The organism is Dokdonella sp. (genome assembly GCF_019634775.1).
Classification (GTDB): Bacteria; Pseudomonadota; Gammaproteobacteria; order Xanthomonadales; family Rhodanobacteraceae; genus Dokdonella.
The window spans coordinates 870,491-895,959 of the sequence record NZ_JAHCAS010000001.1 but is presented as its reverse complement, the minus strand read 5'-3'; the positions used below and the strand labels follow the sequence as shown (position 1 = coordinate 895,959).

Below are 25,469 nucleotides of genomic sequence, written 5' to 3'. Positions count from 1 at the left end.
ATTGATCCGGCGCCGGCGGCGCAGGGTGCGAAAGATACGTTCAGGCGTCCCAGGCGAACAAGCGCAAGGTTTCGGGTGGGTCGCCGAGATCGAGCATGCGTTCGTAGCGCAGGCCGATCGCTTCGAGCACGCGCGCCGAGGCGAGATTGGCGGTGGCGACGATGGCCACCACGCGGGTCAGTCCGAGCCGTGTGCGCGCGTCGTCGAGCACGGCCTGCGCCGCCTCGCGCGCATAGCCGTTGCCACGCCAGGCCGGCAGGAAGGCGAAACCGATGTCGACATCGTCGAGCGTCGGTCGCCGCACCAGTCCACAGATGCCGGTTGCCGCGCCGGTCGAGCGTTCCTCGACCAGCCACAGCCCGAAGCCGTTGCAGGCGTAGCTTGCGACCGGGCCGGCGGCGATATAGGCACGCGCCTCGTCGAGCGTGCGCACGCCGCGATCGGCGATGTTGCGGATGAAGGCCTCGTCATTCAGCAAGGCGAGCATGAAACCGGCGTCACCGGCATCCAGTGGACGCAGGGCCAGGCGCGCGGTGACCAGGAGCGGATCGGCGTGCGGTTCGCTCATCGGCTCGGTTGCGGAAACACCGCCTCGTCGACGAACACGGCCGGCACTTCCCACGGATGGTGCGCGTGCACGCCCTCGCTGATCACGCGGCGCAGGCGTTGCGCATCGCGCGGGATCGAGAACTCGAGTCGCACGCTCGGCGTCGAGACCAGCTCGCCGGCCTTGCCAAGCCTCGGCGCGGCCGCTGTGCCGGGCCGGTACTGCTCGAAGCCGGGTGCCGACGTCCACATGACCTCACGGTAATCACCGAGGGCGAGGTCGTCGATGGCGAGAATGCCCGCCTTGAGTGCCGCGAGATGTTCCGGCGGCACGAATACGGTGATGCGGTAAATGGGAAGGAGATTCATCGATGGAATGGTCCGCGCTCCGGGCATGGCGGCCGGGGTCTGCGATCCCAGCGCACGGTTGACCGCCATGGTTGCCCCCAGGATAAGAGCATCCCTAGCCTTTTCCCGGGCCCGCGCGCCGCTGCAGGGCCATTGCCTTCAGGGCATTGAGCGCCTCGTTCAGAGCGTAGTCGCGTGGAGCGCCGCTGTGGACGGCGGGCGAGGTCGTGGTGGCGGTGGCTTCGTTGTCGCCGCGCAGGTGTCCGCGCAGGTCACGTTCGCTGGTGACCGGATACGACGAGGGCTCATTTTCCGTCAGCGCGAGGTCGGCGAGCTCGATGTCGGGAACGATGCCGGCCGCCTGGATCGAGGCGCCGCTCGGCGTGTAGTAGCGAGCCGTGGTGATCTTGATCGCACGTTCCTCATCGAGTTGCAGCACGGTCTGCACCGAGCCCTTGCCGAAGCTGCGCCGGCCCATCAACAGGGCGCGTCGGTTGTCCTGGAGCGCGCCGGCGACGATCTCCGCGGCCGAGGCGCTGCCGTTGTCGATGAGGACGACGACCGGCGCGCCGTCGAGGAGATCGCCCGGTGTGGCACGGAACGCCATCTCGGCTTCGCGGATGCGCCCTCGGGTGGTCACGATGGTGCCGCTGTCGAGCAACGCATCGCTGACTTCGACGGCCGCGGTCAGCAGGCCGCCAGGATTGGCGCGCAGATCGAGCACGGCGCCGGCCAGTGGCTTGCCGTTGTCCTTCTTCAGACGCTCGATGCGCTTGCGCAACTCGCTGCCGGTCTCGCTCTGGAACTGGCTGACGCGCAGGTAGGCGTAGCCCGGTTCGAGCAGGCGGCCGCGCACGCTGGCGACGCGGATCGTTTCGCGCTTGAGCCGGAATTCCTGCGGCGCTGCGGCGCCTTCGCGCAGGATCGACAGGGTGACTTCGGTGCCGGGCGCGCCGCGCAGCATGTCGACGGCCTCGCCGACGTTGTCGGTGACGATCGCGGTGTCGTCGATGCGCAGGATGATGTCGCCGGGCCGGATGCCGGCACGCGCGGCCGGCGTGTCGTCGATCGGCGAGATCACGCGCAGCGTGCCGTCCACCGTGGTGACCTCGATGCCGAGGCCTGGATAGCTGCCGCTGGCGTCCTCGCCGAGGCTCTCGAGCGCCTTGCGTTCGAGGTATTCGCTGTGCGGATCGAGGTCATTCAACAGGCCGTGGATTGCCGCGCGCATGAGCCGGCGGTCGTCGACCTTCTCGACGTAGGCTTCCTTGACCAGGCTCAGCACCGCGGTGAACGTGCGCACGTCCTCGAGGCTGATCTGCTGCGCCGCCGGCACGTCGCCCGGGCGGGACGCGGCCGAGGCATCGGCCGCCGGCGCTTCGATGGGCTCTTCGTCGGGAACGGGTTCGGGCGGATCGACCGCCAACGCGGCGGTGGCACACAGGCCAAGTGCGGCGGCCAGGATGGCGCGGCGGAAACGCGGGTACGACGGCATCGACAGCGAACGCGGCATCACGCAAACCTCGGACAACCGGTCGCGATCATACCCCGCTGCAGCGATCGCCGATGCCGATATCACTTGCGCAACCATGGTTTCGGGTCGACCGCCTTGCCCTGCCGGCGCAACTCGAAATAGAGCCCCGGCGTCGATTGGCCGCCGCTGGCGCCGCTTTGCGCGATCACCTCGCCGGCAGCGACCCAGTCGCCGACGTCCTTGAGCAGCGATTCGTTGGCGCCATACAGGCTCATCCAGCCGTCGCCATGATCGAGGATCAGGAGCATGCCGTAGCCCTTCAGCCAGTCGGCATAGGCGACCCGGCCACGCGCGACCGCGTGCACGGGCACCCCGGCGTCGGCGCCGATCAACAGCCCGGACAGCTGGCGTCCGCCGGCATCGCGTCCACCGAAGCCGATGCGCAGCGTGCCCTTGAGCGGCCATGGCAGGCGCCCGCGCTGGTCGGCGAACGGTTCGGCGCCGCTCAACTGCTTGGGGATGTCGGCGAACACGTCTCGCAGGCGGCCGAGCAGGTCGACGAGACCACGTTCATCGCGTCCGAGTGTGGCCAGGCGCGCCTGCTGGTCCTTCAGCGCGGCATCGAGCGTGGCCAGCAGCGCCGCACGTTCGGCACGCCCGGCTTCCAGGCGCGCGACCTCGGCGAGCTGTTGCTTGCGCGTGGCCACGACATCGGCGTTCTTGCCGACGATCGCGCGCTGCACCTCGGCGAGTTGTTCGAGGTCGCCCATCAGCGCATCGATGCGCTCGACGCGCGCGCCCTGGAAATAGCGGTGGTAGGCGAGCACGCGCGCGATCGCCCCGACATCGTCCTGCTGCAGCAACAGCTTGATCTCCTCGTCACGACCGAGCGCATAGGCCGAGCGCAACAACGCGGCGAGGGCCTCGCGCTGCGTTTCGAGCGCGCGCGCGAGGCCGGCGCGGCGTTCCTCCAATGCGGCCAGTTCGTCCTGTTGGCCGGACAGGCGTTCATCGAGTGCACGTACCGATTTCGCCGCGTCATCGATGGCGAGCTCCTGTTCGCGCAGTGCGCGCGCGGCCTCGGCATGTTCGCCGCTGGTCGCGCGCTGCTGCTCGGCAAGCGCGCGGATCTGCTCGCGCACGGCGTCGAGCTTCTGTTTCGTTTCGTGTTCCTGCGCCGCGCGCGCGGCCGGATCGTCGGGCTGCGCCACGGCCGCACCGAGTGCGGTGAGCAGCACGCCGGCAAGGAAGCCGATTCTCAAGTCTTGAACTCGACCAGGCTGCGGCCACTCATCTCGGCCGGTTGCGGCAGGCCCATCAGGGCGAGCACGCTCGGTGCGAGGTCGCGCAGTGCGCCGTGGTGCAGCACGGCCTTGCGACCGACATAGACCAGCGGCACCGGGCCGACCGTGTGCTGGGTATGCGCGACGCCATCGGCGTCGATCATCTGTTCGAGGTTGCCGTGGTCGGCACTGATCAGCATCTCGCCGCCGGCTTCGCGGATCGCCGCGGTGATGCGGCCCAAGGCCACGTCGATCGCCTCGGCGGCCTTCACCGCGGCGGCTTCGACGCCGCTGTGACCGACCATGTCGGCATTGGCGATGTTGCAGGCGATGAAGTCGAAGCGCCCCGACCGGATCGCTTCGACCAGGCGGTCGGTCAGCTCGGGCAGGCTCATCTCGGGTTGCAGATCGTAGGTGGCGACCTTGGGGCTCGGCACGAGGATGCGCTCCTCGCCGGCGAACGGCGCCTCGCGGCCGCCCGAGAAGAAGAACGTCACGTGCGCGTACTTTTCCGTCTCGGCGATGCGCAACTGGGTCAGGCCCTGCGCGGCAAGGTATTCGCCGAGCGTGTTGTCCATCGACTGCGCGCCCCAGGCGACCGCGCTCACGGCGAGGTCCTTGGCGTATTCGGTCAGGCTCACGAAGGCCGAGAGCTTCGGCACGCGCGTGCGCGTGAAGCCGCTGAAACCCGCCTCTACGAAGGCACGCGAGAGCTGACGCGCACGGTCGGCGCGGAAGTTCATGAACACGATCGCGTCGCCGTCAGCCACGCGCGCGCCGTCGCCGATCACGCAGGGCTGCACGAACTCGTCGTTTTCGCCGCGTGCATAAGCTGCATCGAGTGCGGACAGCGCATCGGCGGCGCGGAACTCCCCGCGCGCTTCGACGATCGCGTTCCAGGCGCGTTCGACGCGCTCCCAGCGCTGGTCGCGATCCATCGCGTAGTAGCGTCCGCTGACGCTCGCGATCAGCGCGCCCGGCGTGTCCGCACAGGTTGCCGCCAGTTTTTCCAGCGAGGCGCGCGCGCTGCGCGGCGGCGTATCGCGGCCATCGAGGAAGGCATGCACAGCGATGCGCGCGACGCCGCGCTGCGCAGCGAGCCGAATCATGGCGAGCAGGTGGTCCTCGTGGCTGTGCACGCCACCCGGCGAGAGCAGGCCGAACACGTGCAGGGCACCGTGGTGCGCCTGTGCTGCCGCGCAGGCCGCGAGCAGTGCCTCGTTGCGCTCGAAGCTGCCGTCGGCGATGGCCGCGTCGATGCGCGTCAGGTCCTGGTAGACGATGCGGCCCGAACCGATGTTCATGTGGCCGACCTCGGAATTGCCCATCTGCCCGTCCGGCAGGCCGACATGCAGGCCATGCGTCTCGACCAGCGTATGCGGGCAGTCGCGCAGCAGCGCCGTCCAGTTCGGCAGGCTGGCCTGCGCGATCGCATTGTGCGCGGAGTCGTCGCGATGGCCCCAGCCATCAAGGATCAGCAACAGGACGGGTTTCGGGCGGGACATCGCAGGCGGGATCGAGTGATGGAAGTGGCGATTGTAAGCAGGGACGGGTGCCGCAGCGCGACCACCAGGCTGCGCGAAGCGTGCGCGCGGGCATACCCTGGCTGCCGTGACCACTCGCATGTGGGGCCGACTCCGAATCCCGGATTCTTGCCCAACCGGCCGAGGACGCTCCGATCAGACCCCCTCGCGGAAGCCGCCTCCACGCGATCAACCTCGTGTGCGCTCGCAGATCAAGGCACGACGGCCAAGGCCGACTGGCCGTCCCTCGAGCCGGCGCAACGCCGGGCTGCGGGCCTTGCGGATGCCATGACGCCATCGCGGAATCGATCAGAGCAATAAACCCTTCTCCGCCACGGTGCATCGAAGCGGACACACGCCACTCGCCAAGGAGCCCGCCATGCGTATCGCCCTCGTCGCCACCCTGCTCGGCGGGCTGCTCGCCAGCACCGCCTGCCTCGCCGGTGAAGACATCAGCAAGCTCAACGGCAGCATCCGCGTCGAGGATGGCCGCACGGTCGGCGACCTCGACACCGTCAACGGCTCGATCCGCGTCGGCGACAACGTGAACGCCGAGGACGTGGAAACGGTCAATGGCTCGATCGAGATCGGACATGGCGCAAGCCTGAAGTCGGTCGGTGCGGTCAACGGACGCATCAGCCTCGGCGAGCGCGTGCGTGTCGAGGGCGAGGTGGAAGCGGTCAACGGCAGCATCCGCATCGGCAACGGCAGCGATATCGTCGGCCGGCTGTCGAACGTCAACGGTGCGATCCATCTCGATGCCGCGCACGTGGGTGGCGGCATCGAAACGGTTTCCGGTGACATCGACATCGGCGCTGGTTCGCGCGTCGAGGGTGGCCTGCTCGTGAACAAGCCGAGCGGCTGGTTCAACAACAGCAGGCCACCGCGCATCATCATCGGCCCGGACGCGGTCGTGCAGGGCAAGCTGGAGTTCCGCCGCGAGGTCGAACTGCATGTCAGCGACAGCGCCACCGTCGGCGAGATCGTCGGCGCGACGCCGAAGCGCTTCTCCGGGGACAAGCCCTGAACGAGCGGGAACGCCAAGCAGGGACGCGCCAGCCGCGAACGGGGCCAGGGATGCGCTTATATCCCGCAATGGCGTCATGACATCCGCAAGGTTCGCAGCGGGGTGCGTGGCTCGTCCAGACGGCCAGACTGCCTTCGCCGTCACGTCCTGATCTGCACCCGCACAGGACGCGGACGCCGTTGTGGCATGGATCCGAACATCCCTAGTCGCGGGCGAAGCGCCGGTACTGGATCGCTTCCGACAGATGTGCGGCGGCGATCCGGTCGGCACCATCGAGGTCGGCGATGGTGCGGGCAAGGCGGACACAGCGGTGCCAGGCGCGTGCCGACAGGCCCAGGCGTTCGACGGCACGCTCTAGCAACTGCTGTTCGCGTTCGCCGAGCGCGCCGTCGCGTTCGGTTTCGCGGTTGCCCAGCCAGGCATTCGGCTTGCCGGCGCGCATGAGCTGGCGGGTGCGCGCGGCGGCCACGCGCTCGCGCACGGCGGCCGAGCACTCGCCGCCGGACTGGCGCAGTTCGGCCGGGTCGAGGCGGGGTACTTCGAGGACGAGGTCGATGCGGTCGAGCAAGGGGCCGGAGATGCGCGAGCGGTAGCGCGCGACCTGGTCGGGCGTGCAGCGGCAACGTCCGGACGGATCGCCGGCATGGCCGCAAGGACAGGGGTTCATCGCGGCGACGAGCTGGAAGCGTGCGGGAAACTCGGCCTGGCGCGCGGCGCGCGAGATCGTGATGCGACCCGATTCGATCGGTTCGCGCAGCACCTCGAGCACGCGACGGTCGAACTCCGGCAGCTCGTCGAGGAACAGCACGCCGTGGTGGGCGAGCGAGATCTCGCCGGGGCGCGGTACCGAGCCGCCACCGACCAGGGCGACCGCTGAAGCGGTGTGGTGTGGCGCACGGAAGGCGCGGCGCATCCAGTCCTGCGGTGCACAGCCGAGCCCGGCGACCGAACGCACCGAGGCCAGTTCGAGCGCCTCGGGTTCGCTCAATGGCGGCAGGATGCCGGGCAGGCGGCTGGCCAGCATCGTCTTGCCGGTACCCGGTGGGCCGACGAACAACAGGTTGTGCGCACCGGCAGCCGCGATCTCGAGTGCGCGCCGTGCCTGCGCCTGGCCACGCACATCGGCGAGATCAGGGCCGCTGTCGGCAGCGGCCGGCATGGGTGCCCGTTGCGCACGCGGCAATTCGCTGCGACCGCACAGGTGCGCGCAGACTTCGAGCAGGCTGCCGGCACCGCGCACGTCGGCATCGCCGACCAGCGCCGCCTCGGCGGCGTTGTCACGCGGCACGATCACGCGCCGACCGGCGCGTGTCGCGCGCAGTACCGCCGGCAGCACGCCGCTGACCGCGCGCAGTTCACCGGACAGCGCCAGCTCGCCGACGAATTCGACATCGGCCAGCGCCTTGCTGGGCACGCTGCCGTTGGCGGCAAGGATGCCCAGCGCGATCGGCAGGTCGAAAGGACCGCCGTCCTTGGGCAGGTCGGCTGGAGCGAGGCCGATCGTCACGTGGCGTTGCGGAAAGTCGAGCAGCGAGTTGTGGATCGCCGCACGCACACGATCGCGCGACTCGCGCACTGCGGTTTCGGGCAGGCCGACGATCGAGATCGCCGGCAGGCCGCCGGACAGATGCACCTCACAAGTGACCAGCGGCGCGACCACGCCTTCCTGCGCGCGGCTGTAGACGACGGCGAGGCTCATCGCCACCTCCGCCCGCTGCGCCATCCGCAGCCTCGCCTGCGCCAGACCCGGTCCGCGCGCCTGCGGTGGCTGTGGCCGAACCTCGATCCTGCGGCGGTGCTCGATCGGCTTTGCCGGTGAAGACCACCCGCGATCAGCCGTGTCCGGCGAGCGATCAGTGCGCCGACGGCTGCGCTTCGAGTGCGGCGACCTGCTGTTCGAGCGCCTCGAGTTTCTCGCGCGTGCGCAGCAGCACGGCGCGCTGCACTTCGAATTCCTCGCGGGTGACCAGGTCGAGCGAGCGCAGCCCGGATTGCAGCACGGCGCGGAAATTGGCGGCGAGATCGGCGCGCGCTTCGGACAGCGCCGGCGGTACGAGGCCGGCGAGCTTCTGCGAAAGCTCGTCGAGCGTGCGGGCATCGATCATCGGGAACCTCGTTGGCGGGGCGGGACGGAAAGCGGGACGCGACATCGTACTCCGAGAGGGTTCGCCCGGACCGGGATGGTGGTCCCGGACCGGGCGAGGCTTGCGTCCTGCGTACGTCCATGTCTGCATCCTTGTTCGCGTCCCGGCACCTGCGTCGACGTCATCGCCGTCGAGCCATCCCTGCGCGGCAAGACTGCACCCGCCGTGCCTGCCGAGCAGTGGGCGCGGTCGGAAACTGCGGTAGGAAATCTCCTACACGGGCGGCGGACACGCGGTTATAGTCGCCGCGCCCTCCACCGCCCGGACACGCCGATGAAAATGGTCATGGCGATCATCAAGCCGTTCAAACTCGATGACGTGCGCGAAGCGCTGGCGGAGATCGGTGTGCAGGGCATCACCGTCAGCGAGGTCAAGGGTTTCGGCCGGCAGAAGGGCCACACCGAGCTGTATCGTGGTGCCGAATACGTCGTCGACTTCCTGCCGAAGATCAAGATCGAGGTCGCCGTGCCGGAGGACTCGCTCGAGCGTGTGGTCGAGGCGATCGCGCAGGCGGCCAACACTGGCAAGATCGGCGACGGCAAGATCTTCGTCTGGCAGCTCGACCGGGTCATGCGCATCCGCACCGGCGAACTCGACAACGATGCTTTGTAGGAGCCCGTGAACGGGCTCCTGTGCGGAAATGCATGGGCTTCGGTGAAACCGACCGGCATTCCCCCGACCAGCGAACGATATACTCGGCCGCTTTCGTCCAGCCCCTCATCTCGTGTCGAATCCCATCGCGCCGGTCCGCATCACCGCCCATACCGCGACGTCCGCGCTCGGCCACGGTCGCGAGGCGCATCGGCGTGCGCTCGAAACGCGGCGCAGCGGTTTGCATGCGAATGATTTCACGCGCGCGCCGCTGGCCTGTGCGATCGGTCGCGTCGATGGGCTGGAGACGCTGGCCCTGCCGGCCGGTTTCGAGCGCTTCGAATGCCGCAACAACCGCCTGGCCTGGCTCGGTGCGCAGGGCGACGACTTCATCGACGCCGCGCGCGCGGCGGTGGCACGGCATGGCGCCGAACGCGTGGCCGTGCTGGTGGCGACCTCGACTTCGAGCATCGGTGCGAGCGAGGAAGCCTACGAACGCCTCGACCACGGCCGCATCCCGGCCGACCTGCGCCGACCCGAAGTACACACACCGCATTCACTCGGCCTGTTCCTCGCCGAACTGACCGGCGCGCGCGGGCCCTGCCTGACCACGGCCACGGCCTGCTCGTCGAGCGCGAAGATCTTCGCCCAGGGCGAACGCCTGCTGCGTCTCGGCCTCGTCGATGCGGCGATCCTCGCCGGCGTCGATACGCTGTGCGGCAGCGTGCTGTACGGCTTCAACTCACTCGAACTGGTCGCGCCGGATGCATGCCGACCGTTCGATGTCGCACGCCGAGGCATCTCGCTCGGTGAGGCGGCCGGGTTTGCCCTGCTCGAACGCAGCGGTGACGTGCGTGCGCCGACCCTGGTGGGCTGGGGCGAATCCAGTGATGCCCACCACATGTCGACACCGCATCCGGAAGGTCTCGGCGCGCGCCGCGCGCTCGAGGATGCGCTGGCTCGCGCCGGCCTCGCTGCAGCCGACATCGACTACATCAACCTGCATGGCACGGCCACGCCGAAGAACGACGAGGTCGAGGCGGCTGTGATCGCCTCGGTGTTCCCTGCGCGCACGCGTGCGAGTTCGACCAAGGGCTGGACCGGTCATGCGCTCGGCGCCGCCGGCATCCTCGAAGCGGTGGTCTGCCTGCTCGCGCTCGAGCATGGCTTCGTGCCCGGCACGCTCAACAGCGATTCGCTCGACCCGATCTGTGGCCCGCAGATCACCCTGGCCAACGCGGCGGCCGACCTGCGCTTCGTGCTCAGCAACTCGTTCGGCTTCGGCGGCAGCAACTGCACGCTGGCCTTCGCACGCGGAGGTGCCGCATGAGCGCGCTTGACGTGCACATTGAAGGCATCGGCCTGTGGGCGCCGGGTTGGCCCGACTGGGACAGTGCCTGCGTCGGCCTGCGCCGCGGCGAGGCACCGCGCGCCGATGCGCCGGCACGCCCGGCTCCGGGCCTGTTGCCGCCGGCCGAACGCCGTCGCGCGCCCGATCCGGTACTGATTGCCTGCGAAGTCGCCGCGCAGGCATGCGATGCTGCCGGTCGGGATCCAGCCGCGCTCGCCAGCGTGTTCACCTCCACCCATGGCGATACCGCGATCACCGACTACATGTGCGAAACGCTGGCGCGCGCGCCGCACGAGCTGTCGCCGATCCGCTTCCACAACTCGGTGCACAACGCGCCGGCCGGCTACTGGACGATCGCCGCGCATTGCCACGCCGCATCGACATCGATCAGCGGCTACACGGCGAGCTTCGCCGGCGGCCTGCTCGAAGCAGCCGCACAGGCGCTCAGCGCGGACGAGCCGGTGCTGCTGGTTGCCTACGACATCGTCTCGCAGGGCGCGCTGGCCGAGGTCGTGCCAAGTGCGCCGGCGTTCGGCATCGCCCTCGTGCTGGCGCCGTGGCACGGGGACGCCGGGCTGCCGCGCCTGCAGCTCGCGCTCGAGGCCGAGGCCACGCCGACCCGCATCGCCCTGCCGTCGGCATTCGCCACGATCGCCAACGGCAATCCGATGGCGGCCTCGGCCCTGCCCTTCGCCACCGCCCTGGTCAGCGACGTGGCGTCGAGTCTGGTGCTGCCGCTCGGTGCACGTGAAGGCCTCAAGGTGACGTTCTCGTGACCGTCGCGGATGGCACTCGGCACGCAACCGCGCGTGCGCACGATGGACGAACGGGCCGATGAGTCCGCGCATAGCCATCCTGATACCGGCCCTCAACGAGGAGCTCGCGATCCGCGAGGTGGTGACCTCGGCGCTGGCGGTCTGTGCCGATGTCATCGTGGTCGACGACGGCTCCACCGATGCCACGCTCGAACGCATTGCCGATCTGCCGGTGCAGGTGCTCCGCCATGCCACGCCGCAGGGCAAGGGCGAGAGCCTGCGCGAAGGGTTTCGCGAGGCGTTGCGCCGCGGCTTCGATGCCGTGGTGACCATGGACGGCGACGGCCAGCACAGCGCAGCCGACGTGCCGCGCCTGATCGCCGCCGCCCGCCAGTACCCCGATCATCTCGTCATCGGTGCGCGCATCCGCGGCCGCGAGAACCAGCCGGCTGCGCGCCGCCGTGCCAACGCGGTGGCCGACTGGGGCATCTCCTGGGGCTGTGGCATCCCGGTCGCCGACACGCAGAGCGGCCAGCGCTACTACCCGCGCCGCGCGCTCGAACTGGTCGACCTGCCCGCGCAGGGTTTCGTGTTCGAAGCCGCCATCCTGATCGCCGCGGTGCGCGAACTCGGCCTCGGCGTCGTCTCGGTGCCGATCGACATCCGCTACCAGCCCGGCGCGCGACGCAGCCACTTCCGTCCGGTGATCGACGTCACCCGCATCACCTGGTACACCATCCTGCGCGTGATCCACTATGGCCATGTCGTGGCAAGCTACCGGCGTTCGCATGACACGCCACCGCGCGTGATCGATCCACCACTGGCTGGCGCGCACGCCTGAACGGGCAAGGGCCGGCGACGAGGGTTCCAGCATGACCGAGCCGACCCGATGCGACGTGCTGATCCTTGGCGGTGGCCTCGCCGGCTTGTGCCTCGCCGTGCAGCTGCGTCGGCGCTTTCCCGACATCGACGTGGTCGTGCTCGAGCGCAAGCGGCATCCGGTGCCGGTTGCCGCGCACAAGGTCGGCGAATCGACCGTCGAGATCGGTGCGCAGTACTTCGCCGAGACCCTCGGCCTGCGCGAGCACCTCGATGCCGAGCACATCCGCAAGTTCGGCTTCCGCTTCTTCTGGTCGGAAGGCAGAGAGGATCTCGAAGGCATCACCGAACTCGGGGTCAGCCGGGTCATGCCGACGCCGACCTGGCAGATCGACCGTGGCGTGTTCGAGAACCATCTCCGCGAACGCGTGCACGCGCTCGGTGCGCGCTTCATCGACGCAGCGACCGTACGCGCGATCGACGTCGGCCAGGGTGACCAGCTCCACCACGTGCGCGCGACGATCGCTGACGCGGACCAGGCGTTCAGCGCACGCTGGCTGGTCGACGCTTCCGGCCGAGCCGGCCTGGTCAAGCGCAAGCTCGGCCTTGCCGAGGCGAACGGCCACGACGTCAATTCGGTGTGGTTTCGCATCGACGCGCGGCTCTCGATCGACGCCTGGTGCGACGACCCGACCTGGGGCACGCGCTGCTCACCGCCCGAACGCTGGCGTTCGACCAACCATCTCTGTGGCGAGGGCTACTGGGTCTGGTTGATCCCGCTCGGCTCGGGCGCGCATTCGGTCGGCATCGTCTGCGACGCGCGACGGCATCCGCTCGAACGCATGAACACGTTCGACAAGGCGCTCGACTGGCTGCGTGAACACCAGCCGCTGGTCGCGCGCCATTGCGAGGCGCAGCGCGGGCGGCTCATGGATTTCCTGTTCCTGCGCGGCTTCTCCTACGGCTGCAAACAGGTGTTTTCGGGCGACCGCTGGGCGCTGACCGGCGAGGCCGGTGTGTTCCTCGACCCGTTCTATTCGCCCGGCAGCGATTTCATCGCGATCGCCAACACCTACATCTGCGAGCTGGTCGCCCACGATCGCGAAGGCCGCAGCATCGCCCCGTACGCACGCCTCTACGAACAACTCTATTTCTCGTTCTACGAGAACACCCTGAGCCTGTACCGCGATCAGTACGCGATCTTCGGCGACGCCGAGATCATGGCGATCAAGATCATCTGGGACTATGCCTACTACTGGGGCATCCTCTGCCCGCTGTTCTTCCAGGAGCGCCTCGCCGATCTCGCCGTGCTCGGCGACCTGCGCGAGGACATGCTCGCCGCCGCCACGCTGAACCGTGACCTGCAGGCGCTGTTCCGCCGCTGGTACGCGCATGGCACGCGCGAGAGCCGGCCGGTGATGTGGGACCAGGGCAAGCTCGACTGGTTTCTGCAGATGAACCGCGCCCTGCGCGACCGCCTTGATGCCGACGGCACGCGTGTTCGCGTGCGTGATGGGCTGGCTAGGCTGCGTGATCTTGCCGCCACCATCACCACCCGCGCCGTCCGCGCCGGCATCGACACCGGCCTGCCCGCGCCCGACAGCCAAGGCTCGACGCCGCTGTTCGCGCGCGTGGCCTGAACCGACATCCCTGCAGGAGCCCGTTCATGGGCGATGCCTTGGGTTGTGATGTCGTCGAAGAGCATCGCCCGTGAACGGGCTCCGGCGAAGAGCGGTCGCGCAGGGCGTTGCTATCCCATCCCACCATTGACGCCGATGACCTGGCCGTTGACGTAACCGGCGGCATCCGAACACAGGAAGGCGACGACAGCGGCGACCTCGGCCGGAGTGCCGGCGCGACCGGCGGGGACGAGCGCCTTGACCTGCGCGGCATCGAACTGGTCGCCGAGCATCGTGCCTTCGACCAAGCCCGGCGCAACGACGTTTGCGCTGATGCCGCGCGAGGCCATCTCGCGGGCCAGCGACTTCGTGGCGCCGTGCAACGCCGCCTTGGCCGCCGCGTAGTTGACCTGGCCGCGGTTGCCGAGCACGGCCGCCACCGACGAGACGCTGACGATGCGGCCCCAGCGCTGTCGCGACATCGGCAGCAGCAGCGGGCGGGTAACGTGGAAGAAGCCATGCAGCGAGACATCGATGACGCGATGCCACTGGGCATCGTTCATGCCCGCCATCGGCGCATCGTCGTGGATGCCGGCGTTGTTGACGACGATGCCGATCGGCCCGGCTTCGAGCAGGCGTTCCAGCGCGGCATCCACGCTCGCGCCAGCGGCGACGTCGAAGGCCACCGCCTCGGCCGAGCCACCCCCGGCGCGGATTGCCGCCGCCACCGCCTCGGCGCGTTGCAGTCGCGCGTTCGCATGCACGATCACATGATGGCCCTGCGCTGCGAGTGCGTGCGCGATCGCGCTGCCGATGTCGCCGCTGCCGCCGGTGACGAGAGCGCGGCGGGGTGTTGTGGTCATGGGGTCCCTCCTGCCGGGAGCGGAAGCCTGGAAGACATGGGCATGGATTGAAGCACGAAGGACAACCGCGCAGGAGCGCACCCTGTGCGCGACTGGAACCACGGCGAAGAACGATCGCGCCCAGAGGGGGCCCCTACGCGCGGGCTTGCTGCTCCGGGCTTGGGTGCAGCATCACCGCCGCGCGGCCACGGCCGATCACGTCGCCGGCGTGCTCGATGCGGAACGCGTACTGCCAGCTGCCATCGCCGCCGAGCAGGCGTTCGGCATGCACGTCGAGTTCGCCGCCGAGGTCGTCGATGCGTGGGCGCGCGAGTTCGACGCCGCGCAGCGAAACCAGGTAACCCGGTGCCGCCGCGCCGCCGGCCGCGCGCGCGAGCAGGGCGCCATGCACGGTCATCGCCTGCGCACCGTACTCGCACAGGTGCACGGCGCGCAGCACGCCGTCGCCGCGCAGCGGATTGTCCGCGCGCCGATGCGAGGCGCTGCGCGCATGGATGCACGCCTCGTCCCAGCCGATGACCCTATCGAGCAGGCACATCAGGCCCTGGTGCGGAATCAGCCTCGCCCATTCGGACTTGTCGATCACGACATCACGCCCATGCGCGCCTTGCCTGTCTCCATTGCCCATCCCCTAATCCCCGTTCCCGCGCTCTTGCGCGTGTCGCGCCATCAGGATCGAAAGGCAGAAATGAAACCCTACGCCCAGACTCACCGTGAGGCCGATCGCGCGCAGCACGGGCAGCGATGACCAGGCCAGCAGGGCGAATACGAGCAGGGCCGAGATGATGCAGACGAGGGTCGCGTGCAGGGTCCGCCGCGCCTCGGCGACATCCGGCACCTGGCGCTCGAAGAACAGCGCGTAGTGCAGGCCGAGGCCAGCGGCGAGGGTCAGGGCGACCAGATGGAACAGCGACAGCGACACGCCGCCGATGCGCAGCACGGCGAGTACGAGGATCGTCGCCAGGGTCATCGGCGCCAGCACGTGCCAGGCACGCTTGATGTCGCGAAAGGCGATGAACACGGTCGCCGCGAGCAACACGATCGCGATCGCGAAGGCGTGCAGGATGCGTTCGCGGTAAGCCACCACCAGCGATTCCGACGCCGCCTTGAGATCGAGCAGGCGCACCCGGCCGTCGGTGCTCGCGCCGAGCGCATCGAAGGCCGCCGTGTCGCGCAGGCCGACCACGGTGCCGAGACCAAGCCAGCGGCCGGCGCGCTCGACCAGCATCGCGGCGAGGCGCGTGCCGAGCGGCGAGTTGGCGAAGGCTTGCGGGGTCAGTGGTTCGAGCGTGCGTGCACGTTCGACGTCATCGAGGAACGGCGCGAACAGGTCGGCGCGGAACGGCAGGTCTCGTTGTGCTTCGGCCAGCGCAGCGGCTAGCGTGACGCGATCCGGCAACTGCTGGCGGCGGCGTTCCTGCGTGGCCAGGCTCGGCAGGTAGCGGCTCGGCAACTCGACAGCCTCGACCGCGTCGCGCGCGACCAGGGCCTCGACCGCGGGCGTGATGCGTTCCGACAGCGCAAGCACGCCATCGGCGCTGTCCGCATCGAGCACGACCAGATAGCGTACGTCCGGCGCGCCGAGCGCGCCGCGCAGGCGGCCTTCGCGTTCGAGCAGGTCTTTCGGCACCGGCGTCAATGCGGCGAGGTTGTTCTCCCAGAACGGGGTCGGCGCGAACCACAGCATCGTCGCGGCGACGATGAGCAGCAGCGGCGGCAGCCAGCGCGGGCGCGGCATGCGCTCGACGAAGGCCCAGGCGCTCGCGATGCCCGGGGCGTCGGCGGCATCGCGGAAGCGCTCGGGCAACACGCGCGGCAGCAGGTGGCGCGTGCTCAGGCCGGCAACGATCAGGCCGCTGATGGTGAACACGGCGAGCTGTTCGAGGCCGGTCACGCCGGAGGCGAAGAAGGCCAGGTAGGCAATGCAAGCGGATGCGATCGCGGTCAGCAGCAGCGGCCACAGCGCGCGCACGCTTTCGAGCGCGCTTGCGCCGGCGCGACGATGACTGAGCACGCGGATCGGGTATTCCTGGGCGACGCCGAGCAGGGTGAAGCCGAAAGCCAGCGTGATGCCATGCATCTCGCCGAACCACGCGGCGATCGCGCCGACGCCGGCCAGTGCACCCGAGGCGATCGGCAGGGCGGCCAGGCCGAGCACGGCGAGGCTGCGGTAGGCAATCAGCAGCAGGATCACGAAACCGATCGTGCTGAGGTGGCCGAGCCATTGCGCCTCGTCGCGCGTGTTCGCGTTGACCAGGGTGGTGAAGTAGCCCGGACCGCTGATCACGAGGCTGGCCGCACCGCGATCCGGCAATGCGGCAAAGGCCGCCTCGATCGCGCCGATCGCCTCGCCCTGGGCGGCCGGATCGAATCCGGGCGCCCTGGTTTGCACGAGCAACAAGGCCTCGCCTTCGTTGGAGAACCACACCCCCTCGCGCATCCGCGGCGGCTTCGGCGGTGACCAGCGCTCGGCGAGCTTCATCACTTCGAGCGTCGGGTCGCGCGGCAGCAGTGGCTTGAGCAGGGTCGCCGCCGGGGAACCGAGATCCTCCACGCGCATGGCGAGTTCCTCGGCGAGCAGGTCCGCATCGAGCGGTGCCGCGTCGAACGAGGGGGTCAGCAGATAGCGGTACGGCAGGAAATCGTCAGCCAGCACGTCCTCGTCGAAGGCGCCGTTGACCACTTCGTCGAAACGCGCATCGGCGCGCAGCGCGGCGACCAGGCCGCGGCTCAGTTCGGCCGCCTGTGTCTCGTCGATGCCGCCGATGGCGAGCAGCAACAGGCGTGAACCCGGCCCTTCACCGATCTGCTCCATGATGAGCTTCTGGTCGGCGGTCTGCGCCGGCGGCATGAAGCTGCGCAGGTCGGTCGAGATGTTCAGCGTGCGCTGCACGAACAGCGCGAGTGCGCCGAGCACGAGTACCCAACCGGCGAGCAGCAGCCAACGACGTGCACGTACAGTCATTTCGCCAGTACGCCGCGACAGATCAAATCGAGGTTGTGCGGCGTCAACGGCTTCGGCAGCTCGGTCGCCGCCAGCGATTCCACCAGCATCACGCTCGAATCACCGTCGGCGTCGTTGATCGTGAAGCAGCGTGCGGCGGCCTGCGCGCCATCGACCACGATCGACTTCACGCGGCGCCGCAGGCGTGTGTCCTTCGGTGCAAGGCTCAGTTGCCAGTGCGCGCCATCGCCGCGCGTGGTCAGTTCGAAATCGCGCGCGAGCGTGTCGGCGTCGCCGCCGAGCAGGGCGCTGAAGCCGCGCAGGAACCCTTCGAGCTCGGGGATCTGGCCGAGCGCGATCTCGCGTGGCGCGCGCGTCCCGCGCTGCACCTTCACCTGGCCGTCGGCGATCGTGGTGGTTTCCGCGTAGGGCACGTCGACACGCTTGCCGAGCCGGCCGGCACCGAGGTATTCGAGTTCGCCGCGCGCAACCAGCGGACGGTCGAACATCTGCGCGAAGCGCACCTCGGTGTACGGCGTGCGTGCCGGCAGTTCGCGCTTCAGGCCGGCGACCAACGCCGCCGGGCCGGCTTCAGCGGCCGCGCTCAGGCAGGGCGTCAGCAGGCAGGCCAGCAGGGTCGGCAGACGGAGCATCGAGGTTCCAGAAGTCATGGAAGTTGAACCAGTTCCAGGGGTGGGCGCGCACATGATGCTCAAGGCGTTGTGCGTAATGCTGAACGATGGCCTTGAGTTCGGCCTCGCGTGCGCGCCGCGGCAGCTCGAGCCGTTCGGCCAGCGTCTCGAAGTGCAGGTCGTAGCGCGCGCCGCCGCGATACAGGCCGACGCAGAACACCAGCGGCACCTTGAGCAGGCTGGCGATCAGGAACGGCGCGATCGGGAAGCGCGCCGGCGCGCCGAGAAAATCGACGACCACGGTCGCCTCGCCGGGACGTGCGCGGTCGCCGAGCAAGGTCGCCAACGCGCGGTGTTCCATCGCCTCGCGCAAGGCCAGCACGACCTCGTGACCGGGGCGCGAGGCATCGATCACGCCGGCGGCGATCTTCGGGTTCAGCGCATGCAGCAGCTCGGTCATCACCGGCGTAGCCTGGGTGTCGAGCACCACGCGCACGTCGACATCCTCGCGATTCAGCGACAGCACGCGCAACGCCTCGAAGCTGCCGACGTGCGCGCCAACCAGCAGCACGCCGCGGCCATGCTCCATCTGCGCATGCAGTTCGTCGAGGCCGAACACGTGGATGTCGAAATCCCCGGCGCGCTGCGTCAGCAGGTAGATGCGGTCGAGCGTGGTCGCCGCATAGGCATGCATGAGGCGCATTACCCCCCAGGCGCTCGCCGGGCGGCCGAACATGCGCTCCAGGTAGTCGCGTGCGGCGCGGCGCTCGCCGTTGCGGCGCAGGAAGAAGTACAGCGTGATCGGATACAGCAGCAGGCGCGACAGGCGGCGTCCGCAAACCAGGCCGATCTTGAGGATCGTCCACAGGCCGGCCCGGCCACCGCCTTCGCGGCGTTCGTTCCAGTGCGCGCTCATGCGAGCACCGCTTCGCCGTGGAGGATCGGCGTGCCGTCGCGCTCGACGCGGAAGCGCAGGCGCGCAGCATCACCGTGGAAGCTCAGCACCGCGGCCTCGCCTGGGCGCAGCGGGGCGAGGAACTTCACCATCGACAGCTTCGCCACGGAAAACCCGACCCCCTCGAGGCGGGCGGCGACATGGTCGAGCAGGACCACGCCCGGCACGATCGGATCACCAGGGAAATGACCGGGCAGGGCGGGATGCGCGGGGTCGATGCGCAGCGTGCCATCGAGCGTGGTGAAGTCGGTGGACATCACTCAGCGTACCGTGTCGCGCAGCAGGCCTGGCCAGTTGCGAACGAGCCGGCGCAGGAATACACGCGGCGAATCGTGCGGCACATGCGGCAATCGCCAGCGCCGGAATGCGAGTTCGCCGGCCATGAATGCGAGCGGCACCAGCCAGCCGCCGACCATCAGCCAGGTATCGGCGAAGGCGCGCGGCGGCCAGCCGACGAGGCCGTGGCGCACACCGAGCAGACCGATGAACAGCAGTGTCTGCACGAGCATCAGCGCGGCCCAGGCCAGGGTCAGTCGGCGCGCATAGGCAGCGACGCCGGGCAGGGCGAGGCGTTCTTCGCCTTCGATCACGTGGATCAGGCGCACGATCAGTGGCCTGCGCGCGCCGACGAGGGTGTGCCCGAACAACCAGGCCAGGCCGAGACTGACCGCGACCGGCAATGCTTCCAGCGCAAGCAGACCATGGCCATGCCAGGCCAATGCGGCGAGACCGGATCCGACGATCGCCAGCGTGGACCAGGCAAACCCGCGCCATGCGGCGAGCCGCGGTGCCAGCACCAGCACGACGAGCAGGAAGGCGCAGACCGCCGCGAGCACGCCATGGCCCCGCGTCAGCGCGAATGCAGCCAGTGCGAACCAGCCGAGCACGGCGAGCACGAAGGACACGCGTACCGGGGATGGCGTAACCGGTTCGTCGGACATGGCGAGCGTTGCGACCGGGCGATGCATGCGCCTTTGCATGGGCGACGGACGCCCCCTGGAAAGGCCGCGAATGTACCATGGCGACCCTTGTGGCCGGATCAGATCGCGACTGAAGCCGCCCCCACAGAATCAAAGCCTTGTGGAGCGGCTTCAGCCGCGCCGGGGTTTGATCGGAGCATCCCTGAAGAGGTGGAAGATTGGACCAGGTGATCGAACGGATCGAATGCGACGTGCTCGTCGTCGGTGGCGGGCCGGCCGGCTCGACGGCCGCCACCCTGCTCGCGCGCAAGGGACATCGCGTGCTGATGCTCGAGAAGGATGCACACCCGCGCTTCCACATCGGCGAATCGCTGCTGCCGGCCAATGTGCCGATCCTCGAGGATCTCGGCGTGCTCGATCGCGTGCGCGCGCTCGGCGTGCTCAAGCTCGGTGCGGACTTCCAGAAGGACGACGGCCACGTCACCTTCCGTTTCGATCGCGCGCTCGGCGACACGCCCGGCTATGCCTTCCAGGTGCGCCGCGACCAGTTCGACCAGGCTCTGTTCGAACACGCGCGTGCAAACGGCGTCGATGCGCGCGAGGGCTGCAAGGTCGGCAAGGTCCGGCTCGGTGGCATCGGCGTGATCGAAGCCGAAGCGCGCGATGCCGACGGCCGCGCCTTCGCCGTCGCCGCGCGCTACCTCGTCGACGCCAGCGGCCGCGACACCCTGCTCGGCAACCAGTTCAAGCTCAAGCGCAGGAATCCCAAGCATCAGAGCGCGGCGATCTTCGCCCACTTCCGCGGCGTCGAACGCCGCGAAGGCGATGACCAGGGCAACGTCAGCATCTACCGCTTCGAGCATGGCTGGGCCTGGTTCATTCCGCTTCCCGATGGCCTCATGAGCATCGGTTGCGTGTGCTGGCCGGAGTACCTCAAGCAGCGCCGCGGCAGCCCTGAGACCTTTCTCATGCAAACGCTTGAACGCATGCCGGCGGCTATGCGGCGCATGCGCGGCGCGACCATCGAGGGCGGCGTGCACGTCACCGGCAACTACTCCTACGCCTGCACGCGCATGGCCGGTCCCGGCTGGATCATGGCCGGCGATGCCTGGGCCTTCGTCGACCCGGTCTTTTCCTCCGGTGTCTACCTGGCCATGCACGGCGCACAGCGCGCTGCAGATCTCGTCGACGTGGTCTTGCGCGAGCCCGCGCGTGAAGCCGCCCTGCAGCGCGCCTTCGAGCGACGCCTGCGTCGTGGCGTGCGCGTGTTCTCGTGGTTCATCCAGCGCTTCAACTCGCCGGTCATGGCCGGTCTGTTCGCCCAACCGCGCAACGTCTGGCGCATCGAGGACGGCATCGTCTCGATGCTTGCCGGCGACGTGTTCGACAACCGTGAAGTGATGAAGCGCGTCCACGCCTTCAAGTTCATCTACTTCGCCAAGGGCAGCTCGATGATCCGCCGCTGGGTCGCCGACTGGCGCGACCGCCGCCGCCAGGCGCGCGCAGCGTTCAGCGGCGGCAACACCTCGGCGGACGGCGCGCAGCCGGAGCCCGTCGAGAAGGCGCGGCGAGCATGAACCTCAACCAGATCACCCTGCCCGTCACCGATCTCGATCGTGCCGTGGCGTTCTACCGCGACATGGGCTTCACGCTGATCGTGTATTCGCCGCCGCGGTATGCGCGCTTCGAGTGCCCGCAAGGCGATGCGACGTTTTCGCTGCATACGGTCGACACGCCGGTGGCGGCCACCGGCGTGGTCGTGTACTTCGAATGCACCGACCTCGACGACCGCGTTCGGCGCCTGCAGGCGACCGGCATCGGATTCACCCAGCTTCCAACCGACCAGCGCTGGCTGTGGCGCGAGGCACGCCTCGTCGATCCGTCGGGCAATGTCCTCTGCCTGTACCTGGCCGGCGCCAACCGCAGGCACCCGCCATGGCGGGTGGTTGCCTGACGTCCGAGCGGCCCAAGGACATGGACTCGATCCAGCGCAGGCACGGCCGGCTCGACGTGGTCGTCAACAATGCGGGCATCAGCGGGTTCGAGGGTGAGCCCGTTCCGCGCGACAGCGCAGAAACCGCGGATCAATACCCCGCCGCCTGCCCATCCTTGCGGCCTTCCGAGGCACCGACGTAGACGCCGGTTTTCACGTCGACGCCGATCGCCTGGTAGCCGCCGAAGCTGCCGTCGGCATGGCGCACGCGATGACCCTTGCGCATGAGTGCGCGTACGACTGCATGGTCGAAGCCGGTTTCGAGCTCGATCGTGCCGCCGTCGCTCATCGGCGCGGCCTGGCCTTCGGGCGAGGTCGAGCCATCGTGCTGGATGCGCGGGGCATCGCCCGCTTCCTGCAGGTTCATGCCGAAGTCGATAAGGTTGACGACGATCGCCGCATGACCCTGCGGCTGGGTGTCTCCGCCCATCACACCGAAGCTGAGCCAGGGTTCGCCGCCCTTGGTGATGAAGGCCGGGATGATCGTGTGGAACGGACGCTTGCCGGGTGCGTAGGTGTTGGCATGGCCTTCCTTCAACACGAACATCTCGCCACGGTCCTGCAGGATGAAGCCGAGTCCCTTCGGCGCCACCCCCGAGCCCATGCCGCGGTAATTCGACTGGATCAGCGAGACCATGTTGCCGAAGCGGTCGGCGGTGGTGAGGTAGATCGTGTCGCCCTGGGTCGTGAATTCGCCCGGCACGACGCTCGTCGCGGCCTTGTCCATCGAGATCAGCTTGCGCCGCTCGGCCGCGTACTCCTTCGAGATCAGGCGTTCCACCGGGGCTTTTGCAAAATCCGCGTCGGCGTAGTACTTCGCGCGGTCCTCGAAAGCGAGTTTCTTCGCTTCGACGAACACATGGATGTGTTCGGGACTGCCAAAACCCCAGGACTTGAGGTCGTACCCTTCGAGGATGTTGAGCATCTGCAGCGCGGCGATGCCCTGGCCGTTCGGCGGCAACTCCCAGACATCGTAGCCGCGGTAGTTCGTCGACACCGGCTCGACCCATTCGCCACGGTGCGCAGCGAGATCTTCGTAGGCGAGGAAGCCACCGGCGGACTGCACGCTGGCGCCGATCGTGCGCGCGATGTCACCCTTGTAGAACGCGTCGCGCCCACCTTTGACGATCGCCTCGAGCGTGCGCGCGAGATTCGCGTTCTTCCAGATCTCACCTTTGCGTGGCGCGCGGCCGTCGATGGTGAACTGGTCGAGGAAGCCCGGCTGCTCGCGCAGGCGCGGCAGCGAGCGGTCCCAGTAGTACGCGATCAGTTCGCCGACCGGGAAACCTTCGCGCGCGTAGGTGATGGTCGGCGTGAGCAGGTCCTTCATTGGCAGCTTGCCGAAGCGCCCGTGCAGGGCGAACCAGCCGTCGACCGCGCCCGGCGTGCTGACCGGCAGCGGCCCGTACGGTGGGATCGTCGTGTAGCCGTTGTCCTTGAACCATTGCAGGCTGAGCGCCTTCGGCGAGCGGCCCGAACCGTTGTAGCCGTACAGGCGCTTCGTCTTCGCGTCCCAGACGATGGCGAACAGGTCGCCGCCGATGCCGCTGCCGGTCGGCTCCATCAGACCGAGCGCGGCATTCGCGGCGATTGCCGCGTCGACGGCACTGCCGCCGTGACGGAGCACATCGAGGCCGACCTGGGTGGCCAGCGGTTGCGAGGTCGCGACCATTCCGTTGCGCGCGAAAACTTCCGAGCGCGTGGCGAAATCGGCGCCGGTGACGCGGTCGGCGGCTGCGGCGACGTCCGGCAGCAGGGCGGCGAGCGCGACGAACAGGAGGCGGGGCATCCGCGGTCTCCGGCAGGCATGGCAGGCGATCATACGCATGACGTCGGTGCTCAGGGATGTTCTTCGATCCCGCAATGACGTCATGACATCCGCAAGGTTCGCAGCGGGGCGGGCGCGGCCTTGCTGGCGAAATGGGTCATGGTTTCGCGAGTGGTTTCCGCCGTTGTTCGCTGCGCGTTCATTCAACCCTTGCGAGGCTTGCCGCCGGCCCGCACGATGCGGGTGTTCCCTCCGACCCCTTGGCGATGTTTCCCAGCCTCAAACAGCAGTGGCACGGCTTCACTTCGCGGCCCGCCGGACGACGTTTCCAGATGCGCTGGCGCGCGCAGCGTGAGAGGCCGCGCGGCCTGTTGCGCAAACTGGTCCTGATCGGCCTCGGCGTTGCCCTGCTCCTCGCCGGCACGGCCATGCTCGTACTGCCGGGCCCGGGCGTCCTCGTCATGATCATCGGCGCTGCCCTGATCGGCGAGGAATCGCTGTTCGTCGCGCGCGGGCTCGATCGCGCCGACGTGTGGATCGCGCGCGCGTTGCAACGCTGGCGCGCGCGGCGCGCGGCGCACAACCCTCGCCCGTAAACGGGCTCCTAGCGGTCATCACCAGGACCCGCCGCATCGAACAGGTCGCTCTGCGCATCGGGGGTGGCGGCGCTGCGGAAATTGGCCAGGCCGACGCCGACCAGGCGGTAGCGCGTCGTCAGCGGCAGCTCCACGCGCTGGCGCAGGCTGCGCGCGATGGCGGCGAGTTCGGCGGCGGACTGGGGCGGCATGCCGAGGGTCTGGCTGCGCGTGAGGATACGGAAGCCGGCCGTCTTGAGCTTGAGCACGACGGTATGGCCGGCATGTTCGAGCTTGCGTGTCTGCGCCCACACCTTGGCGGCGAGGCGATCGATGGTCTCGCCGAGCGCGTCGAGCGGCTGGTCCTGATCGAACGTGTCTTCGGCCGAGACCGACTGGGTGGGCCGGTCCGGCACGACCGGCTGGTCGTCGATCCCGCGGGCGAGGCCATACAGGCGTTGGCCGTAGCGGCCGAAACGATGTTCGAGGGCCTCCTGCGACCACGTGCGCAAGTCGCCGACCGTGCGCACGCCGAGTGCGGCGAGCCGGGCTTCCATGACCCGGCCGACGCCGGGAATGCGCCCGACCGGCAACGGTACGAGGAAGTCGAGCACGTGTTCCGGGCGGATCACGAACAGGCCGTCGGGCTTGCGCCAGTCCGATGCGATCTTGGCGAGGAACTTGTTGGGCGCCACACCGGCCGAGGCGGTCAGTTCGGTTGCTTCGCGGATGCGTTCGCGGATAGCGCGGGCAATCGCCGTGGCCGAGGCCGGTCCGCATTTTGGTTCGCTGACGTCGAGATAGGCCTCGTCCAGCGAGAGCGGTTCGACCAGATCGGTGTGCGCGAGCAGGATCGCGCGCACCTGCTGCGAGACTGCGCGATAGCGTGCGAAATCGGGTGGCACGAAGATCGCTTCGGGGCACAGGCGCTCCGCGCGCAGTGCCGGCATGGCCGAACGCACGCCGTGGCTTCGCGCCTCGTACGAGGCCGCGCAGACCACCGAGCGCGGGCCGCGCCAGGCGACCACGACCGGTTTGCCGCGCAGGGCCGGGTCGTCGCGCTGTTCGACCGCCGCATAGAACGCATCCATGTCGACGTGGATGATCTTGCGCACGTGAAGCCGCGAATGGGAATTAGGGAATAGGGAATGGAGAATAGCGAGAAGCCAGGCTTTTGCTCTTGACCATTCCCTGTACCCCATTCCCGGCAAGCGGCCCCAGCCGCCATGCCAGCCTTGCAAAGCCCCGTCCAGACTGGTTTCATCACGTGACGTCGGCCGGGGCGGCGCTCGCACCGCAACCCACGCGCACGGACGTGAGGCATGTACAGGGTGTTGGG

At 68.8% G+C, this 25,469-nt stretch carries 25 protein-coding genes; 9 read left to right on the top strand and 16 right to left on the bottom strand.

All coding sequences use genetic code 11. The features are described from left to right. Positions 1 to 40: 40 nt before the first annotated feature. The 5 genes from KF907_RS03800 to gpmI all read right to left on the bottom strand — a co-directional run bounded on the left by KF907_RS03800 (position 41) and on the right by gpmI (position 5,156). The gene (locus KF907_RS03800) at positions 41 to 568 is read right to left on the bottom strand and encodes a GNAT family N-acetyltransferase (RefSeq protein WP_291218349.1); all 528 of its coding nucleotides are present in this window, start codon (positions 566 to 568) and stop codon (positions 41 to 43) included. After that, positions 565 to 915: a YqfO family protein gene (locus KF907_RS03795; protein WP_291218348.1), complete on the bottom strand. Its 351-nt coding sequence runs from the start codon at positions 913 to 915 to the stop codon at positions 565 to 567. The genes KF907_RS03800 and KF907_RS03795 overlap by 4 nt, the downstream gene beginning before the upstream one ends. A gap of 94 nt (positions 916 to 1,009) precedes the next feature. Then, positions 1,010 to 2,407 carry a S41 family peptidase gene (locus KF907_RS03790; protein WP_291218347.1) on the bottom strand — a complete coding sequence of 466 codons (1,398 nt, stop codon included), beginning with the start codon at positions 2,405 to 2,407 and terminating at the stop codon, positions 1,010 to 1,012. Positions 2,408 to 2,469: 62 nt separating this feature from the next. Beyond that, complete coding sequence (locus KF907_RS03785) at positions 2,470 to 3,630, bottom strand: murein hydrolase activator EnvC family protein (RefSeq protein WP_291218345.1); 1,161 nt, start codon at positions 3,628 to 3,630, stop codon at positions 2,470 to 2,472. After that, complete coding sequence (gene gpmI, locus KF907_RS03780; protein WP_291218343.1) at positions 3,627 to 5,156, bottom strand: 2,3-bisphosphoglycerate-independent phosphoglycerate mutase; 1,530 nt, start codon at positions 5,154 to 5,156, stop codon at positions 3,627 to 3,629. Before gpmI ends, KF907_RS03785 begins: the two co-directional genes overlap by 4 nt. Positions 5,157 to 5,553: 397 nt before the next feature. On the opposite strand from gpmI, the gene KF907_RS03775 reads away from it, so the two are divergent. Next, positions 5,554 to 6,201 carry a DUF4097 family beta strand repeat-containing protein gene (locus KF907_RS03775; protein ID WP_291218341.1) on the top strand — a complete coding sequence of 216 codons (648 nt, stop codon included), beginning with the start codon at positions 5,554 to 5,556 and terminating at the stop codon, positions 6,199 to 6,201. 202 nt (positions 6,202 to 6,403) lie between these two features. Here the strand turns inward: KF907_RS03775 and KF907_RS03770 are convergent, their stop codons facing one another. Together KF907_RS03770 and ubiK are read right to left on the bottom strand one after the other, a co-directional pair. Beyond that, the gene (locus tag KF907_RS03770) at positions 6,404 to 7,900 is read right to left on the bottom strand and encodes a YifB family Mg chelatase-like AAA ATPase (protein ID WP_291218340.1); all 1,497 of its coding nucleotides are present in this window, start codon (positions 7,898 to 7,900) and stop codon (positions 6,404 to 6,406) included. Positions 7,901 to 8,054: 154 nt separating this feature from the next. After that, positions 8,055 to 8,306, bottom strand: coding sequence for a ubiquinone biosynthesis accessory factor UbiK (ubiK, locus tag KF907_RS03765; RefSeq protein WP_291218339.1), 252 nt, complete (start codon positions 8,304 to 8,306; stop codon positions 8,055 to 8,057). A gap of 312 nt (positions 8,307 to 8,618) precedes the next feature. Between ubiK and glnK the strand changes: the two genes are divergently transcribed. The 5 genes from glnK (at position 8,619) to KF907_RS03740 (ending at position 13,501) form a co-directional block, all read left to right on the top strand. Next, positions 8,619 to 8,957 carry a P-II family nitrogen regulator gene (gene glnK, locus KF907_RS03760; protein WP_291218338.1) on the top strand — a complete coding sequence of 113 codons (339 nt, stop codon included), beginning with the start codon at positions 8,619 to 8,621 and terminating at the stop codon, positions 8,955 to 8,957. Positions 8,958 to 9,069: 112 nt separating this feature from the next. Continuing rightward, positions 9,070 to 10,266 carry a beta-ketoacyl-ACP synthase gene (locus KF907_RS03755; protein WP_291218337.1) on the top strand — a complete coding sequence of 399 codons (1,197 nt, stop codon included), beginning with the start codon at positions 9,070 to 9,072 and terminating at the stop codon, positions 10,264 to 10,266. Next, a complete protein-coding gene (locus KF907_RS03750) occupies positions 10,263 to 11,063 on the top strand; it encodes a beta-ketoacyl synthase chain length factor (protein WP_291218335.1) in 801 nt (266 codons plus the stop codon). The genes KF907_RS03755 and KF907_RS03750 overlap by 4 nt, the downstream gene beginning before the upstream one ends. A gap of 58 nt (positions 11,064 to 11,121) precedes the next feature. Continuing rightward, positions 11,122 to 11,883 carry a glycosyltransferase family 2 protein gene (locus KF907_RS03745; protein WP_291218334.1) on the top strand — a complete coding sequence of 254 codons (762 nt, stop codon included), beginning with the start codon at positions 11,122 to 11,124 and terminating at the stop codon, positions 11,881 to 11,883. Positions 11,884 to 11,914: 31 nt separating this feature from the next. Then, entirely contained in the window at positions 11,915 to 13,501 is a 1,587-nt protein-coding gene (locus tag KF907_RS03740; RefSeq protein WP_291218332.1) for an NAD(P)/FAD-dependent oxidoreductase, read from the top strand. Positions 13,502 to 13,611: 110 nt separating this feature from the next. On the opposite strand, the gene fabG is transcribed toward KF907_RS03740, so the two are convergent. The 7 genes from fabG to KF907_RS03705 all read right to left on the bottom strand — a co-directional run bounded on the left by fabG (position 13,612) and on the right by KF907_RS03705 (position 19,842). Then, on the bottom strand, positions 13,612 to 14,343 hold the full coding sequence (gene fabG / locus KF907_RS03735) for a 3-oxoacyl-ACP reductase FabG (protein ID WP_291218330.1): 732 nt from the start codon (positions 14,341 to 14,343) through the stop codon (positions 13,612 to 13,614). Between the two features lie 133 nt (positions 14,344 to 14,476). After that, on the bottom strand, positions 14,477 to 14,929 hold the full coding sequence (locus KF907_RS03730; protein WP_291218328.1) for a hotdog family protein: 453 nt from the start codon (positions 14,927 to 14,929) through the stop codon (positions 14,477 to 14,479). A gap of 45 nt (positions 14,930 to 14,974) precedes the next feature. Next, positions 14,975 to 17,308 carry an MMPL family transporter gene (locus tag KF907_RS03725; protein ID WP_291218326.1) on the bottom strand — a complete coding sequence of 778 codons (2,334 nt, stop codon included), beginning with the start codon at positions 17,306 to 17,308 and terminating at the stop codon, positions 14,975 to 14,977. Beyond that, positions 17,305 to 17,940, bottom strand: coding sequence for a LolA-related protein (locus KF907_RS03720; protein WP_291218324.1), 636 nt, complete (start codon positions 17,938 to 17,940; stop codon positions 17,305 to 17,307). The genes KF907_RS03725 and KF907_RS03720 overlap by 4 nt, the downstream gene beginning before the upstream one ends. Beyond that, a complete protein-coding gene (locus KF907_RS03715) occupies positions 17,879 to 18,835 on the bottom strand; it encodes an LpxL/LpxP family acyltransferase (RefSeq protein ID WP_291218321.1) in 957 nt (318 codons plus the stop codon). Before KF907_RS03715 ends, KF907_RS03720 begins: the two co-directional genes overlap by 62 nt. Next, complete coding sequence (locus KF907_RS03710; protein ID WP_291218319.1) at positions 18,832 to 19,131, bottom strand: ApeI family dehydratase; 300 nt, start codon at positions 19,129 to 19,131, stop codon at positions 18,832 to 18,834. Before KF907_RS03710 ends, KF907_RS03715 begins: the two co-directional genes overlap by 4 nt. Positions 19,132 to 19,134: 3 nt before the next feature. Then, positions 19,135 to 19,842, bottom strand: a complete 708-nt coding sequence (locus KF907_RS03705) for a COG4648 family protein (RefSeq protein ID WP_291218317.1) — start codon at positions 19,840 to 19,842, stop codon at positions 19,135 to 19,137. Between the two features lie 170 nt (positions 19,843 to 20,012). Between KF907_RS03705 and KF907_RS03700 the strand changes: the two genes are divergently transcribed. Together KF907_RS03700 and KF907_RS03695 are read left to right on the top strand one after the other, a co-directional pair. Then, positions 20,013 to 21,371 (top strand): NAD(P)/FAD-dependent oxidoreductase, encoded by a 1,359-nt coding sequence (locus tag KF907_RS03700; protein WP_291218315.1) that lies wholly within the window; start codon positions 20,013 to 20,015, stop codon positions 21,369 to 21,371. Then, positions 21,368 to 21,748 carry a VOC family protein gene (locus tag KF907_RS03695; protein ID WP_291218313.1) on the top strand — a complete coding sequence of 127 codons (381 nt, stop codon included), beginning with the start codon at positions 21,368 to 21,370 and terminating at the stop codon, positions 21,746 to 21,748. The genes KF907_RS03700 and KF907_RS03695 overlap by 4 nt, the downstream gene beginning before the upstream one ends. Before the next feature lie 130 nt (positions 21,749 to 21,878). On the opposite strand, the gene ggt is transcribed toward KF907_RS03695, so the two are convergent. Next, entirely contained in the window at positions 21,879 to 23,609 is a 1,731-nt protein-coding gene (ggt, locus tag KF907_RS03690) for a gamma-glutamyltransferase (RefSeq protein ID WP_472843852.1), read from the bottom strand. Between the two features lie 212 nt (positions 23,610 to 23,821). Between ggt and KF907_RS03685 the strand changes: the two genes are divergently transcribed. Further along, positions 23,822 to 24,151, top strand: coding sequence for a PGPGW domain-containing protein (locus tag KF907_RS03685; protein ID WP_291218309.1), 330 nt, complete (start codon positions 23,822 to 23,824; stop codon positions 24,149 to 24,151). Between the two features lie 8 nt (positions 24,152 to 24,159). On the opposite strand, the gene dinB is transcribed toward KF907_RS03685, so the two are convergent. Further along, a complete protein-coding gene (gene dinB / locus KF907_RS03680) occupies positions 24,160 to 25,245 on the bottom strand; it encodes a DNA polymerase IV (protein WP_291218307.1) in 1,086 nt (361 codons plus the stop codon). Between the last annotated feature and the right edge of the window lie 224 nt (positions 25,246 to 25,469).